The organism is Actinoplanes sp. CA-015351 (genome assembly GCF_050955685.1).
In the GTDB taxonomy this organism is placed as follows: Bacteria; Actinomycetota; Actinomycetes; order Mycobacteriales; family Micromonosporaceae; genus Actinoplanes.
On the sequence record NZ_CP192102.1, the window covers coordinates 4846706 to 4860792 of the forward strand.

Annotated in this window: 11 protein-coding genes; 10 read left to right on the forward strand and 1 reads right to left on the reverse strand. The window is 70.0% G+C overall.

Going from position 1 to position 14087, the window contains the following annotated elements:
• Window positions 1–5: 5 nt before the first annotated feature.
• The 5 genes from ACQP2E_RS22430 to ACQP2E_RS22450 all read left to right on the forward strand — a co-directional run bounded on the left by ACQP2E_RS22430 (window position 6) and on the right by ACQP2E_RS22450 (window position 9729).
• Complete coding sequence (locus ACQP2E_RS22430; protein ID WP_433824896.1) at window positions 6–665, forward strand: nucleoside/nucleotide kinase family protein; 660 nt, start codon at window positions 6–8, stop codon at window positions 663–665.
• Between the two features lie 25 nt (window positions 666–690).
• A complete protein-coding gene (locus ACQP2E_RS22435; protein WP_433824897.1) occupies window positions 691–1893 on the forward strand; it encodes a metallophosphoesterase in 1203 nt (400 codons plus the stop codon).
• Between the two features lie 1131 nt (window positions 1894–3024).
• Complete coding sequence (locus tag ACQP2E_RS22440) at window positions 3025–4269, forward strand: IS256 family transposase (protein ID WP_433824898.1); 1245 nt, start codon at window positions 3025–3027, stop codon at window positions 4267–4269.
• A 579-nt stretch (window positions 4270–4848) separates the two neighbouring features.
• The gene (locus ACQP2E_RS22445; protein WP_433824899.1) at window positions 4849–6144 is read left to right on the forward strand and encodes a styrene monooxygenase/indole monooxygenase family protein; all 1296 of its coding nucleotides are present in this window, start codon (window positions 4849–4851) and stop codon (window positions 6142–6144) included.
• A gap of 105 nt (window positions 6145–6249) precedes the next feature.
• A complete protein-coding gene (locus tag ACQP2E_RS22450; RefSeq protein ID WP_433824900.1) occupies window positions 6250–9729 on the forward strand; it encodes an ATP-binding cassette domain-containing protein in 3480 nt (1159 codons plus the stop codon).
• Window positions 9730–9906: 177 nt separating this feature from the next.
• Here ACQP2E_RS22450 and ACQP2E_RS22455 read toward each other — a convergent pair whose 3' ends face one another.
• The gene (locus ACQP2E_RS22455; protein WP_433824901.1) at window positions 9907–10770 is read right to left on the reverse strand and encodes a S1C family serine protease; all 864 of its coding nucleotides are present in this window, start codon (window positions 10768–10770) and stop codon (window positions 9907–9909) included.
• A gap of 190 nt (window positions 10771–10960) precedes the next feature.
• On the opposite strand from ACQP2E_RS22455, the gene ACQP2E_RS22460 reads away from it, so the two are divergent.
• The 5 genes from ACQP2E_RS22460 (at window position 10961) to ACQP2E_RS22480 (ending at window position 13706) form a co-directional block, all read left to right on the forward strand.
• Window positions 10961–11134 (forward strand): hypothetical protein, encoded by a 174-nt coding sequence (locus tag ACQP2E_RS22460; protein ID WP_433824902.1) that lies wholly within the window; start codon window positions 10961–10963, stop codon window positions 11132–11134.
• A gap of 20 nt (window positions 11135–11154) precedes the next feature.
• A complete protein-coding gene (locus tag ACQP2E_RS22465) occupies window positions 11155–11607 on the forward strand; it encodes a DUF732 domain-containing protein (RefSeq protein ID WP_433824903.1) in 453 nt (150 codons plus the stop codon).
• A gap of 278 nt (window positions 11608–11885) precedes the next feature.
• Window positions 11886–12167, forward strand: coding sequence for a peptidoglycan-binding protein (locus tag ACQP2E_RS22470; protein ID WP_433824904.1), 282 nt, complete (start codon window positions 11886–11888; stop codon window positions 12165–12167).
• A 47-nt stretch (window positions 12168–12214) separates the two neighbouring features.
• On the forward strand, window positions 12215–13054 hold the full coding sequence (locus tag ACQP2E_RS22475; RefSeq protein WP_433824905.1) for a TIGR03089 family protein: 840 nt from the start codon (window positions 12215–12217) through the stop codon (window positions 13052–13054).
• A gap of 43 nt (window positions 13055–13097) precedes the next feature.
• Entirely contained in the window at window positions 13098–13706 is a 609-nt protein-coding gene (locus ACQP2E_RS22480) for a class I SAM-dependent methyltransferase (protein WP_433824906.1), read from the forward strand.
• The last annotated feature ends 381 nt before the right edge of the window (window positions 13707–14087 follow it).

Genomic DNA, 14087 nt, shown 5'->3' on the forward strand with positions numbered 1-14087 from the left:
CCCGCATGACGTGCACGTTCGCGGATCTCGTCACGCGCGCTTCCGCTCTTGCGAACGGCGGCCGACGCGCGGTTCTCGGTATCACCGGGCCGCCCGGCGCCGGCAAGACCACGCTCGCCTCGCACCTGGTCGCGGCCCTGGCCGCGGGCAACGGCCCGGGCTGGGTGGCGCACGTGCCGATGGACGGCTTCCACCTCGCCGACGTCGAACTCGACCGCCTCGGCCTGCGCGATCGCAAGGGCGCCCCGGACACGTTCGACGCCTATGGGTACGCCGCGTTGCTGCGCCGGCTCGTCGAGGACCAGGACCCGATGATCTACGCGCCGGGCTTCGAACGGATTCTCGAGCAGCCCGTCGCCGGAGCGATCCCCGTCCCCCGGGCCGCCCGCCTCATCGTCACCGAGGGCAACTACCTGCTGATCGACGACGAACGCTGGCGGCCGGTGCGCTCGCTGCTCACCGAGGTCTGGTACGCCGGCCTGGACCCGGCCGAACGGCTACGCCGCCTGATCGAGCGGCACGTCCGGTTCGGCAAGACGCCTGACGACGCGGTGGCCTGGGCGACCGGCACCGACGAACGCAACGCCGAACTGATCGCCGCCACCCGCTCGCGCGCCGATCTGCTTGTCGAACCTGAGCTGCTTCACAGCTTGCGACCAGCCTGAACGGGTTTTGTCGGACCTGCGTGGCATGCTTGCGCTCATGTCGGTGGGTTCCGTGGGTGAGGCTGTCGGGAGCGAGCCGAAACGTCGCTCGCCACGACGCGCGATGTTCGGTTTCGTGGTGCTGGCGGTCGTGGCGCTGCTCTTCGGCGTGCCGCTGGTGACGCTGGTGTGGTCCGGCAACGACTGGCCTCCCGGGGTGCAGGTCGCCGGCACCGCGCTCGTCGTCCTGACCGCGCTCGGCTTCCCGGTGCTGATGTTCCGCGGCCACGGCGGTCACAGCGACACCGCCTCCCGCATCGCCGACACCCTGCTCGGCGTGGTCTGGGTGCTCTTCACCTGGTCGGTGATCGGCCAGGCCTTCGGCCTCGCCCTGCGCCTCGCCGGCGTCGACGATCCGGTGCGCTCCCGGGTGGTCACCGCGGTGGTCCTTCTGATCGCCGCGGTCCTGCTCCTCTGGGGGTACGCGGAAGCGATGCGCGTCTCCCGGGTGCGCCGCGTCGACGTCACGATCCCCCGCCTCGGCCCCGGCCTGGACGGCTTGCGCGTCGTCCTGATCACCGACACGCACTACGGCCCGATCGACCGCACCCGCTGGTCCCAGGGCGTCACCAAGGTGATCAACTCGCTGGACGCGGACATCGTGGCGCACACCGGCGACATCGCCGACGGCGAGGTCCAGCAGCGCCTCTCGATGGCCGCCCCGCTCGCCGACGTGCAGGCGACGTTCGCCCGGGTCTACGTCACCGGCAACCACGAGTACTTCAGCGGCGCCCTCGGCTGGGTCGAGCACATGACGTCGCTGGGCTGGGACGCCCTGCACAACCGCCACCTCGTGGTGACCCGGGGCGGCGACTCCCTGATCGTCGCCGGCGTCGACGACCGCACCGCCGCCGGCTCCGGCCTGCCCGGCCACCACACCGACCACGAGGCCGCCCTGGCCGGCGCCGACCCGTCGCAGCCGATCCTGCTCCTGGCCCACCAGCCCCACCAGATCACCGGCGCGGTCTCCCACGGCGTCGACCTCCAGCTCTCCGGCCACACCCACGGCGGCCAGATGTGGCCCTTCCACTACCTGGTCCGCCTCGACCAGCCGGTCCTGCAGGGCCTGTCCCGCCACTCCGAGCGGACCCAGCTCTACACGAGCCGGGGCACCGGCTTCTGGGGGCCGCCGTTCCGCATCTTCGCCCCCAGCGAAATCACCCTCCTGACCCTCCACACCCCCAAGTAATCCCCCACCGCCGCTCTTAGCCGCCGCCGCTCATAGCCCCCGCCGCTCATAGCCCGTGCCGCTCATAGCCCCCGCCGCTCTTAGCCCTCGCCGCTCTTAGCCCCCGCCGGCCTTAGCCCCCGCCGGCCTTAGCCGCCTCGGCCTTAGCCGCCTCGGCCTTAGCCGCCTCGGCCTTAGCCGCCTCGGCCTTAACCACTCCCGGCCTTAGCCGCCCTCGGCCCTCGGCCACTCCCGGCCTTAGCCCGCCGCCACACGCACCCGTCCGCGCCACCACGCACAGCCGCCACCCAGAGGCCCCCGAGCAAACCCCCCCCCAGGTCGCCGGGCGGCAGGCGGCGGGCGGCAGGCGGGCGGGCGGCGGGCGGCGGGCGGCGGGCGGCGGGCGGCGGGCGGCGGGCGGCGGGCGGCGGGCGGCTGAGCCTTGCCCGCCCGCGGCGCCCATGTCCATTCGACCACCGGCGCCGTCCCGTGAGACCGGGCAACGCCCTTCGCCATCCGCGGCACTCAACAGGGCGTTGGGACCACTCGCGCCGGTCCCGTCCCCGCCACTGCGACGCCGCTCGCACCATAGTTGAATGCCGAGGCCCGCGCGCCGCCCTCCCGCCGGTGCCGCACCTCGCGACCTCGACAACTTCGGGCCGCCACATGGGCGAGGTTCCCCAAGATCGCCCGGCGGGGTGCCGGGCCGGGCAGAGCCGGGCAACGCCAGGCCGAGCCGAGCCGAGCCGAGCCGGGCCGAGCCGGGCCGAGCCGAGCGGGCGACGCCGGGCATAGCGGGGTAGGGCCGGCGGGCCGAGTGGCGGCTCCGGCGGGGCCTCATTGCCCGATGCCTCCGAAGCAGCGATGGAACCCGGCCGGACGGGACCGCGCCGGCGCTTGCACATGTCATGAGTTGCCGCCGCCGCAGTGACCGGCTCTTGCTGTTGCCAGTCGCCCCGGCCTCGACATGGGCGCACTCAAGAACCAGTAACGGTGACAAAGCCGCACGGAGCGCATGTGTGTGCCCCTGTCTCGGCCCTGGCGCGGGGTCACGTCCACCGAAGTGGTGTACGACCTGGACTTTCCGGGACGTAAGAGGCGGCCATCGCAGATCCTTCGGATTGCTTGAAGATCACGAAGGAGAGACCTGCGATGGCCGCAACAGAGAGTTTGAACGTCGCTGAGCTGCTGGGCCAGCATCTGGAATCGGCGAGCCCTGATGTACTGCGGGCGATGGTGAAAACTTTCGCGGACGCGTTGATGTCTGCTGAGGCCGACGCCCTGTGCGGGGCCGGCTACGGCGAACGCAGCGACGAGCGCACCAACTCGCGTAACGGATACCGCCAGCGGGAGTGGGACACCCGGGCCGGCACGGTCGAGCTGGCGATCCCGAAACTGCGCACGGGTTCATACTTTCCGGACTGGCTGCTCGAACACCGGCGCCGGGCTGAACAGGCCCTGGTCAGTGTGGTCGCGACGTCGTATCTGCTTGGCGTGTCGACACGGCGGGTGGAGAAACTTGTCGAGCAGCTCGGCGTCAAGTCTCTGTCGAAGTCGCAGGTCTCGGAGATGGCCCGCCACCTCGATGTCCAGGTCGAGGCGTTCCGTAACCGGCCTCTGGACGCCGGCCCGTACACGTTTGTGTGGGTCGATGCCCTGGTCATCAAGGTGCGGGAGAACGGCCGGACGGTGAACGTGCACGCCCTGGTCGCGGTCGGTGTCAACGGTGACGGCGGCCGTGAGGTACTGGGTCTCGACGTCACGTCCGACGAGGACGGTGCCGGCTGGCTGGCGTTCCTGCGCTCGTTGACCGCCCGTGGGCTGTCCGGGGTCCGTCTGGTCGTCTCCGACGCTCACCGTGGTCTGGTCAACGCGATCGGCGCCGCGCTGCCGGGGGCGCAGTGGCAGCGCTGCCGCACCCACTACCTGCGTAATTTGCTCGCGAAGGTCCCGAAGAGCGCACAACCGTGGGTCGCGACGCTGGTCCGTACAATTTTCGACCAGCCCGACGCCGACGCTGTCCGGGCGCAGTTCGAGCGGGTTCTCGACACGATCGCCGCGAAGTTCCCCGACGCGGCCGAGCACCTCGACGACGCCCGCGGTGACCTGCTCGCCTTCACCGGGTTCCCGCGGGAGCTGTGGCGTCAGATCTGGTCGAACAACCCGCAAGAACGCTTGAACAAGGAGATCCGGCGCCGCACCGACGTTGTCGGGATCTTCCCGAACCGGGCCGCGATCATCCGCCTCGTCGGCGCGGTCCTGGCCGAGCAAACCGACGAATGGGTCGAAGGACGCCGCTACATGGGCCTTGATGTTCTCCGTAAAGCACGCCTGACCAGCATCGATACCGAGCAACACGACACCGAAATCGTCGAAACCACCGCGATCGCCGCATAAGATCAACACACACGGATCAGCGCTGGCCGCCTCTTACACCACGCCAGCGGACGTGACCCTGGCGCGGATGAAGTCGCACGAAGTGGTTGCGTGCGACTTCATCCGCGCGGACGTCTCGCTGCGTGCGACCTCGTCGATGCAAAGTGTCGCTGCGTGCGACCTCGTCCACGTACCTGTCCGTCGCGTGTACCTATTGAGGCTTCGCAGACGGGGTTCGAATCATCGTCGCTCGCTGATGTCCACGCCGCCGATTACGTGTGCGTTCGCCGCCGCTTGGGGGCGGTGAACGCACACTGAACGTTTATGCGTGCGTTCACCGCCTCCGCCGCAACGCCAGCCAGCCAGCCAGCCAGCCAGCATGCCGCGTTCTCGCGGGCGCTGCGGGGTCTTGAGACCTTCTGCGCAGCCCTCTGTTGGAAATCGCTCACCATCGGGCGGGATTCGGGCTGCTCAGCCAACCCTCCGTTCACCATCCACAACAGACAGTGATCCTACTGATAGTCATTTTCGGACTTCACTGTGTACGGTGCTTGCGGGGGCGTGGATCACTGACGGACCTCAGACACGGGGAGACACAGCTTGCGCAACATCCTGATAGTCGGCGCCGGCCAGGCCGGGCTTCAACTGGCACTGAGCCTCAAGGCCGAGGGTCACCAGGTCACTCTCATGTCGGCGCGTACGCCCGCCGAGATCCGGGACGGCGGACCCACCTCGACCCAGGCCATGTTCGATCCGGCCCTGGAGCTGGAGCGTGCCTACGGCCTGAACCACTGGGACCAGGCCGCACCACCGATCCACGGCCTGCACGTGATGCTGGCCGCCCCGCCGGGGAACCTGGCACTGCAGTTCACCGCACCGCTGGACCGGCCGGCCTACTCCACCGACCAGCGGATCAAGTTCGCCCAGTGGCTGACCGAGGCCGAGCAGGCCGGCGTCGAGGTCGTCTACCAGCCGGTGAGCCTCAGCTACCTGGAAGCCCTGACGCCACGGTACGACCTGACGATCGTCGCGGCCGGCCGTGGTGACCTCGTCGCGGCGTTCGACCGTGATCCGGAACGGTCACCGTACGCAGAGCCGCAGCGTGCCCTGGCTGTCGCGTACGTGCACGGGCTGGCGCCGGATCCGGCCTGGCCGGAGCCGCACGTGGAGTTTCACGCGATCCCGGGTCTCGGCGAGCTGTTCGTGATCCCGTCGCTGACGAAGAGCGGCCCGTGCGACATCCTGTTCTGGGAGGCCATCCCGGGCGGCCCGCTCGACGTCTTCGAGGGACAACCGGCCGAAAGCCCGCAGCCGACTGAAAACCCGCGGCCGACTGAAAACCCGCGGCCGACTGAAAACCCGCGGCCGGCCGAGGACCACCTGGAGATCATGCTCGGCCTGATCAAGGAGAACCTGCCCTGGTTCGCCGAGCGCTGCGGCGACGTCACGCTCACCGACGAGCAGGCGACGATCACGGGGCGGCTCACCCCGGCCGTCCGCAAGCCGGTGGCGCACCTGCCCGGCGGCGGGATCGCGCTCGGTATCGGCGACATCGTGATCTCCAACGACCCGATCACCGGGCAGGGCGCGAACACCGCGGCGAAGGCGGCCGCCCACTACCTCCAGGCGATCCTGGCCAACGGCGACAAGCCGTTCGACGAGGAGTGGATGACGGCGACCTTCGAGTCGTTCTGGGCGGCGCACGGCCAGGCCGTGACGCTGTGGACCAACGGGATGCTGCAGCCGCTGCCGCCGCACGCCCAGCAGATCCTCGGCGCCGCGAGCGCCAGCCAGACGGTGGCCCGGCGATTCGCACATGGCTTCGAGGACCCGAACGACCTGCTCACCTGGTTCGCCGACCCGCAGGCTGCGGAGACGTACCTGGGAAGCGTCTGATAAACGGCCGGGAGGCGGATTTGCCGGGAATAAACCGGTTGAGCCGTCTCCCGGCCTCCGCGCAGGATGGGGTCACCGCTTCCCCCGACTGCCCGAGGACTATCTATGCGTCTGCTCCGCGACCTGTGGGCCACAAGCCGAAGTCGCACCGCGCTCGTCGCGTTCCTGATCGTCCTAGGCGCGGCAGGCGGGGCGATAGCGCTCGCCTTAGCCGGCCCGGTGCTCGTGGACCGTTCCTGGAGCCTTTTCACGGTTCTGGTGATCGCCCTCGTCGCCGGGGTGCTCAGCGATGTCTTCGTCGGCCTGGTGGTGGCCCGATTGACCGCCGACTGGGCGGCCCGCGTCCGTCGCGGCCTCAACCGGGTCGCGTTCGGCCAGGATCTGCCCACCCTGGAGAACACGCCGGTCGGTGAGCTGCTCGACCGCATCGACTCCGACGTCTATCAGGTCAGCTCCGAGCTGCGCGGCAGTGGCGTACGGCTCGCGCAGTCCCTCGCGGTGGCCTTCCTCTCGATCGTCACGACGTTCTTCGTCTGGTGGCCCGCCGCGATCGCCATGATCGTGGTGTCGATCCTCCTCTTCGTCGTCATGAACAAACCGGTCCAGCGCATCTCCCCGCTCCGCATCGCCGAGGAGGAGGCCTGGTCCGACCTGGCGTCGGTGATCGAGGAAGCGGTTCACGGGCAGGATGACGTGCGAACCAGTCTCGCCGCGCCCTACGTGATGCGGCTCTATGCCCAGCGATCGGCCGAGGTGCTGCGCCGTGGCCGCCGGGTCTGGCGTTCCTCCTCCCGGATCACGATGGGCGCCGGTGCGATCACGCGTACCCTGATCGCGGTTTTGGTTGTCGCCGGGGCCTGGGCGCTGATGGCGGGACAGATCGACGCGGCGCGACTCACCGGGGTCTGGCTCCTGGCGCTCGGATTCGGCGGCACGCTCGAGCATGTGACCCGCATGGTCCCCGAGTTGCAGAACGCACTCGGCGCCTGGAGCCGCGTGCAACTGCTCGGCCAGGTCAAGCAGGAGCCGACCGAGGGCGTCGACCCGATCGACGGCGACCTCGAGGTCCACGGCCTCACCTTTCGTTACCACCCCGACCGCCCGCCGGTCCTGACCAACATCAACATCAAATTCAAGAGAGGCCATTCGTACGCGTTGATCGGCCGGACCGGCTCCGGCAAGTCCACCCTCGCGAAGCTGCTCACCAGAGCCGTCGATGTGCCGCGTGGCACGGTGTTCCTCGGCGGCGTCGACGTGAACGACATCGGGGTGGAAGGCCTGCGCCGCTGGACCGCGATCGTGCCGCAGCGCACCGAGATCCTGGCCGGCACGCTCGCCGAGAACATCGCGCTGTTCGACCCGGAGCTTCTGGGCAAGGCGAAGAACGCGATCGACGAACTGGGCCTGACCAGCTGGGTGGCAGGGCTGCCGGACGGCATCGGCACCCGGCTCGGAGAGAGCGGTTACAAGCTCTCCGCCGGGCAGGAACAGCTGGTGGCGTTCGCCCGGATCCTGGTCCGCGACCCGCACGTGGTGATCCTCGACGAGGCCACCGCCCGGATGGACCCGGTCACCGAGGCGTGGGTGCAACGCGCCACCGACCGGCTGCTGCAGGGCCGGATCGGCGTGATCGTGGCACACCGGCTCTCCAGCGTGCAGCGCTGCGACGAGGTGGTCGTGCTCGCCGACGGCGAAGTTCTGGAACAGGGTCCGCTGAGCGAGTCACGGCGATTCGCCGAGCTGATGGCGAGCAGCAACCTGGTGGTGGCAGCCCCGGCGCCGGTCGGCGGCGGCCTGCTGACCGAGAACGAGGAACACGACTGGGACACCGCCGCGCGGGAGGAACTCGGCAAGGACTCCCTCGCCGGGCCGCTGCCCAGCGTCGAACCCCCGCCGCTGCCCGAGCCGCCGCGCGCCCGCACCATGCGGGAGATCGTCCGCCTCGCGTCCAACGACAAGCGATACGGTCTCGGCGCGGTCGGCCTGTTCGTGTTCCTGGTGCTGTTCGGGCTGGACGGCGCGATCCTGCCGCTGCTCTGGGCCGACGTGGTCGACGGGCAGGGCAACCCGTTGTACCCGGCGATCGGCATCGCGGCCGCGCTGCTCGCGCTGATCCCGACGCTGTACTTCACCGGCGCCTGGTTCCCGGAGTGGTGGGTCCGGCAGATGCTGCGGATCAGCCTGCGGCTCATGCGGGGCCAGGTCGGTCCGCGCCGGGTCAGCAAGTACACCCCGGCCGAGGTGGTCGCACAGGGCGGTGACACCGAGCGGGTCGTGATGCTCGCCGACAACCTGATCGACAACGGCGTCGCGGTGATCACCGTGGTGGCGATGACGCTGACCTCGCAGTCAGCGGTGCCGGCCGGCCTGTTCGTCGGCACGATGGTGCTGTCCGGCCTGGCCGCGACGTTGTTCGGGCCCCGGCTGGAGCAGGCGGCCCGGCGTACCGTGGCGGCCCGCGCGGCGTTCGCCACGTCGCTGGTGTCGTCGCTGTCGGCGGCCCGCACGGTGAAACTCGCCGGCGCGACCGAACCGGTCCTGGCGCACCTCGCGGATCTCGACGGGACCCGCAGCGAGCTGCAACGACGGGAGATCGCGATCCAGGTCTGGGCGCGCTCGACCCCGTCGGTCGCGAGCGGGCTGCTGCCCATCGCGGCGTGGTACCTGTACCTGAACGGCCAGCTCAGCCCGGCAGCCACACTGATCGCGGTGGCGACCCTCGGGTCGGCGCGGTGGTTCGCGTGGACGATCGCGTCGCTGGTCTCGCACTTCCCGTCGGCGAAGGTGTGGACCCGTCGCACCGTCGAGATGGCCGGTGTCTCCGAGTACTCCTCGTCGGTGCCGGGAGTGGACATCTCCGCCGGGACGGCGCCCGCGCCGCCTTCGGCGCCCCGAAACCCGCTGCGGTCACTGCACCTGCATCAGTTCAGCGCGGTGCACGAAAACGGCGCCCTCGGGGTACGCGACATCGAACTCACCGTCGAACGTGGAGAACTCGTCCTCGTGGTGGGCCCGGTCGGCTCCGGCAAGTCATCGCTGCTGCGAGCACTCGCCGGCATCGTGCATCACACCGGCGACCTGCGGTGGAACGGAGAACCGGTCCGCGAACCGGAGATGTTCCTGCGGCCCAACCAGGTGGGTTACGTCGCCCAGCTGCCCCGGGTGCTCTCCGGGACGGTGGCCGACAACATCCAGCTCGGCCACGAGGTGGACGCGGCCGACGCGGTGTCGGTCGCCCAGCTGGAACACGACCTGAGCGCAGCCGGCGGCGGCCTGCACCTGCTCATCGGGCACAAGGGCACCCGGCTCTCCGGAGGCCAGCTGCAACGGCTGGCCCTGGCCCGGGCGCTCGCACCCCGCACCGAACTGCTGATCGCCGACGACGTCTCGTCCGCCCTGGACGTGACGACGGAGCTGGAGCTGTGGCGGGCGCTGCGGTCGCACGGCGTGACCGTCGTGGGCTCGACCTCGAAACGGGCGGCGCTGGCACAGGCCGACCGGGTGGTCGTGCTGATCGGCGGCCAGGCCGAGGCACAGGGAACGTGGCAGGAGCTGGAGCCGCGGTGGGGCCATTTGGCCGGTTAGCGGATCCCGCGGCGTTGTGGCGAAGCCGCGGGCCGGCATGGTCGCGGGGTCGCGCTGGTCGCGGGGTCGCGCTGGTCGCGGCGTCGCGCTGGTCGCGGGGTCGCGCTGGTCGCGGGGTCGCGCTGGTCGCGGGGTCGCGCTGGTCGCGGGGTCGCGCTGGTCGCGGGTCTGTGGCGGTCAGCGGACCTGGGCTTTGAGCTGGGTGACGACGGTGGTGACGGTGTCGGCCGGGATGGCGAAGCCCAGGCCGACGCTGCCGGTGCTGTCGCCCGAGGTGGCGATCGCGACGTTGATGCCGACCACCCGGCCGGACGTGTCGACCAGGGCGCCGCCCGAGTTGCCCTGGTTGATCGCGGCGTCGGTCTGGAGCAGGCCGGTCAGTTTCTCCTCCCCGGTGTCCAGGCTGCGGTCAAGCGCCGACACGATGCCCGACGTGACGGTGCCTTCCAGGCCGAGGGGCGCCCCGAAGGCCAGGACGGTGTCACCGACCGCGACCGTGTCGTCGGTGGCGAACGTGACCGGCGTCAGCCCGGACAACCCGGTCGCCTGCACGAGCGCGAGGTCGTGAGTGGCGTCGGCCGCGACCACCTGGGCCGGCACGGTCTGCCCGGTGGAGAGCCGCACGCTGACGGTGCCGTCCGACTCGATCACGTGATTGTTCGTGAGGATCAGGCCGTCGGCGCTGAGCACCACCCCGGAACCGAGCGACGACGACTGGTTGCTGTCGACGAGGACCGTGACGACACTCGGCTGCACCTGCGCCACGATCGGGGCGAGGTCGGTGCCCTCGGTGATCGTCGCGACGTCCCCGGCCACTGCGACCGACGTGCTGCTGTTGAGGTGCTCCTCCATGAAGTACGCCCCCGCGCTGCCGCCACCGGCGACCAGGACGAGAACCGCGGCGCCACCGGCGACCCGCTTCTTCCACCGCGGGTCCCGCGGCGGCTTGATCATCATCGGCGGGATGTGGGTCGGCGGCGGGGTCACCAGGAAGGCGGGCTGCTCGTCGATGGCGGCGGGGCGCGTCAGCAGATCGGTCATGGGAAAGACGATGCGCCGCCACGTTGGGGTCTGGCGATGAGCGCTCTGTGACTTCGCTGTGTGCGCCGCGTCGCCCTTCCGGGTGTTTTCCACCGTCAGCGGTAGCCCTTCCGGGTGGCTCGTGCCACCCGACCGGCCAGTCCCGGCGCGCCGCCGCGAACGCACGCCACGGACCTCTAAGGTCTGCCGCGTGTCCCCCACGAACACCACGCGAACGGTAGTCGAACGCCGCCCCTTCGGCCCCACGATCACCGAGCCCGCAGCGGCCCTGCGTACAGCACTCCCCCAGCTGACTCCCCGGTTCTCCACAGCCCGCGCCTCGGATGCCTCCGATCCCCTCGTCTCCGGTTCGGAGGAGCAGTGAAGCGCGCCTGCCTGCTCCTCGTGACTGCCGCTCTGCCGGTCCTGGCCGGATGCGGGACTGCTCCGGGCGTACCCGAATGGAAGAACGCAGCGCCGCAGGCCGCGCCGCCCAGCCCGGCCACGACGTCGGTCGCGCCTTCTGAGGCGCCGTCCGATGTGCCATCTCCGCTTCCTTCCTATTCCGTTTCCGTCGCTGCCACCGTCTCGGTCTCGCCCACGCCGCCGCGCGTCGCGACCTGGCCGTCACCCACGCCGTCCGCCGGTTTCGTCGCCGCGGTGCAGGGGCGGCTGCCCGAGGTCGCGCTCGACCGGCGACCGGAAGAGATCACCGAGCTGGGCGATCAGGCCTGCCAGGGACTCGCCGCCGGCAAGCGGCGGCCCACCGTTGCGGAGAACCTCCTGGGGTACGGCTTGAGCGGTGCCGACGCTCGGGTGCTGGTGTCGCTGGCCAGCTCTCATCTCTGCCGAGCGTAATTTCGGGGCCGCCCGGCGTCATCGGACCACGGTCCTATTTCGGCCTTGCCGTCATCAGCCCAGGGTCTGTCGTCCCTGGGTCTCGGCACGGGGCTGACTTCGGCTGCTTTCACGGGGCTGACTTCGGTTGCTTTCACGGGGCTGACTTCGGTTGCCTTTGGGGTCGGCCGAAAGTGGCAGAGGCCCACAGGAATCGGAGACTTCCGTCAGATGTCCCTGACAGCCGTTACCGCGACGCTGGATACATCAGCGCGAACGGCTCGAATGGGGAGGCAACGATGTCCGCACGAGGAATGCTCAGTGTGGTCGGCACCGCCGTCGGCGGCCTGATCGGCTGGAACGACAGCACCCCGTCCGCCGACCCCGCCACCCTGCGCGCGCTCTTCGCCGACATGGGCGTCATGATCGGACCGGACGAGGCACAGCTGACCGAGGCGGTGCGCTACTTCCAGAGCCGGGCCGGCCTGGACGCGGACGGTGAAGCCGGCCCGGAAACGGTTCACCTGCTGGTCCGCTATGCCGCCGGGGCCAGGGAGACACACCTGTTCCAGGCAGCCTGACGGGCGATTCCGGCGGGCCGTGTTCCGCCGATAGGCTCGTCAGGACGATGACGAACGAACTGGTCACCTATTACGACGACGCGACCGGCGAACGCTTCGGGCTCACCGCCCCGGAGCTCGGCACCTGGGTCGCCGCCACCGCTGACCTGCTGATCAACGAGTGTGGGTTGCGTCGCGGCAGCCGGGCCGGGGTGCTGCTGCCGCCGCACTGGCAGACCGCCGCGGTGCTGCTGGGAGCGTGGGCGGCCGGGATCGAGGTGTCGTTCCGCGGGTGGGCGACGGCAGGTCTCTCCGGGTTTCCCGCTGAGGCCGGGCGTGCTACCGAAGCCGGGAGTGCTACCGATGCCGGGAGTGCTTCCAATGCCGGGAGTGCTCTCGACGTGACGTTCGTGGAACGGCGGCGTGTCGGCAGCTGGCTCGACGAGGTGCCGGCAGCGCCGCATCAGTTCGTGCTGGATCTCGCGCCCGCCGGTGCGGCGCGCGGCAGGTTGTCGCCCGAGGGCCACCGCGATCTGCCTGAGGGGTATCGCGATCTGCAGGCTGAGGGGTATCGCGATCTGCCGCCTGAGGGGTATCGGGATTTTGTGGCTGCCGCCCGGGCGCACCTCGGCGCGCCGCCGCCGGTTGTCGGCGGTGTGACTGATGAGGTGGCGACGGTCGACGGGACGACGTTCGGCGAGTACGGTGCGGTCGCCGCCGAGGTCGCCCGCTCGCGCGGCATCACCGCCGGCGATCGGGTGCTGATCGAGACCTCCTCGGTCGAGGAACCCCTCATCTGGCTGATGGCGCCCCTGACCGCAGGGGCATCGATCGTCCTCTGCGCGAACCTCGACCGGTCCCGACTCGACCAGCGCGTCCACGCCGAACGCGTCACGCGTGTCCCCTGAACGGCTGTTCCACAGTAGATCGACTTCCCGTACCGTCCGGCGCATGGAGGTTTTCGATCAACTTGCCGAGAAGTACCAGGGCGAGCACAGCCACAACCCGTTCCAGGCCGCACTGACCGAACGCCTCAGCGGCCTGCTCCCGGCCGGCGCCTCGGTGCTCGACCTGGGCTGCGGCACTGGCGTACCCACCGCGAAAACCCTGACTGAATCAGATCACCGGGTGGTCGGTGTCGACATCTCCGAGACAATGCTGCGGTACGCCCGTGAGCAGGTCCCCGCCGCCGAGTTCGTCCACGCGAACTTCGCCGAGCTGCCCGCGGATTTCGGCACCTTCGACGCGGTGACCGCGTTCTTCTCCCTGCTGATGCTGAGCAAGGCCCAGATCGAGTCCACCCTGGAGAAGGTGCCAGGCTGGCTGACGCCGGGCGGCTACCTGGGCATCGGCATGGTCAACTTCGACGCCGACAGTATTCCGACGGAGTTCCTGGGCGTCCCGGTGACCGTTTCCGGCTATCTGCAGGCCGATCTGGCGGCCCTGCTGGAGCGTAAGGGCTTCACGGTGGTCAGCATCGAGACCGTCGCGTTCACCCCGCCGGGCGGCCCCGTCGAGAGCCAGATCTACGCCCTGGCAAAGGCAGTTGACCGTCATTAGAGTCGTCCAGCGGTGATGAACGCTCACATAATCGGTGTGTGTGCTCGCGTCCCGGCTATGGCGTGGATGAAGACGCACCGAGCGGTAAGGTGCGGCCCCGTTCACGCTGTCGAGCCGGGATTTCGCAGTACCCCGGCGCTCTTACCCGCTGGCCTGGGCCGATCAGCGCCCACGAACAGCTCGCGCTAAGGGCGTTGGCGCGCAAAAACGGCTCGCGCAGGGGCGGTGGGCGCGCACAAACGGCTCGCGCAGGTGCGGTGGGCGTCAACACCTCCGCCGCCCGAGGTACCACACCGACGGGAGCCGAACGGTCGTCATGGAGCCGGCTTCAGACGTTGCCGGACACCCCCTGTCACGAACGGTGAGGACCAGCAGGGAGCA

Bases quoted from the DNA above. Each gene is read 5' to 3' on its own strand.
- ACQP2E_RS22430 (WP_433824896.1), top strand. From the start codon at position 6: ATGACGTGCACGTTCGCGGATCTCGTCACGCGCGCTTCCGCTCTTGCG.
- ACQP2E_RS22435 (WP_433824897.1), top strand. From the start codon at position 691: ATGCTTGCGCTCATGTCGGTGGGTTCCGTGGGTGAGGCTGTCGGGAGC.
- ACQP2E_RS22440 (WP_433824898.1), top strand. From the start codon at position 3,025: ATGGCCGCAACAGAGAGTTTGAACGTCGCTGAGCTGCTGGGCCAGCAT.
- ACQP2E_RS22450 (WP_433824900.1), top strand. From the start codon at position 6,250: ATGCGTCTGCTCCGCGACCTGTGGGCCACAAGCCGAAGTCGCACCGCG.
- ACQP2E_RS22455 (WP_433824901.1), bottom strand. From the start codon at position 10,770: ATGACCGATCTGCTGACGCGCCCCGCCGCCATCGACGAGCAGCCCGCC.
- ACQP2E_RS22470 (WP_433824904.1), top strand. From the start codon at position 11,886: ATGTCCGCACGAGGAATGCTCAGTGTGGTCGGCACCGCCGTCGGCGGC.
- ACQP2E_RS22475 (WP_433824905.1), top strand. From the start codon at position 12,215: ATGACGAACGAACTGGTCACCTATTACGACGACGCGACCGGCGAACGC.
- ACQP2E_RS22480 (WP_433824906.1), top strand. From the start codon at position 13,098: ATGGAGGTTTTCGATCAACTTGCCGAGAAGTACCAGGGCGAGCACAGC.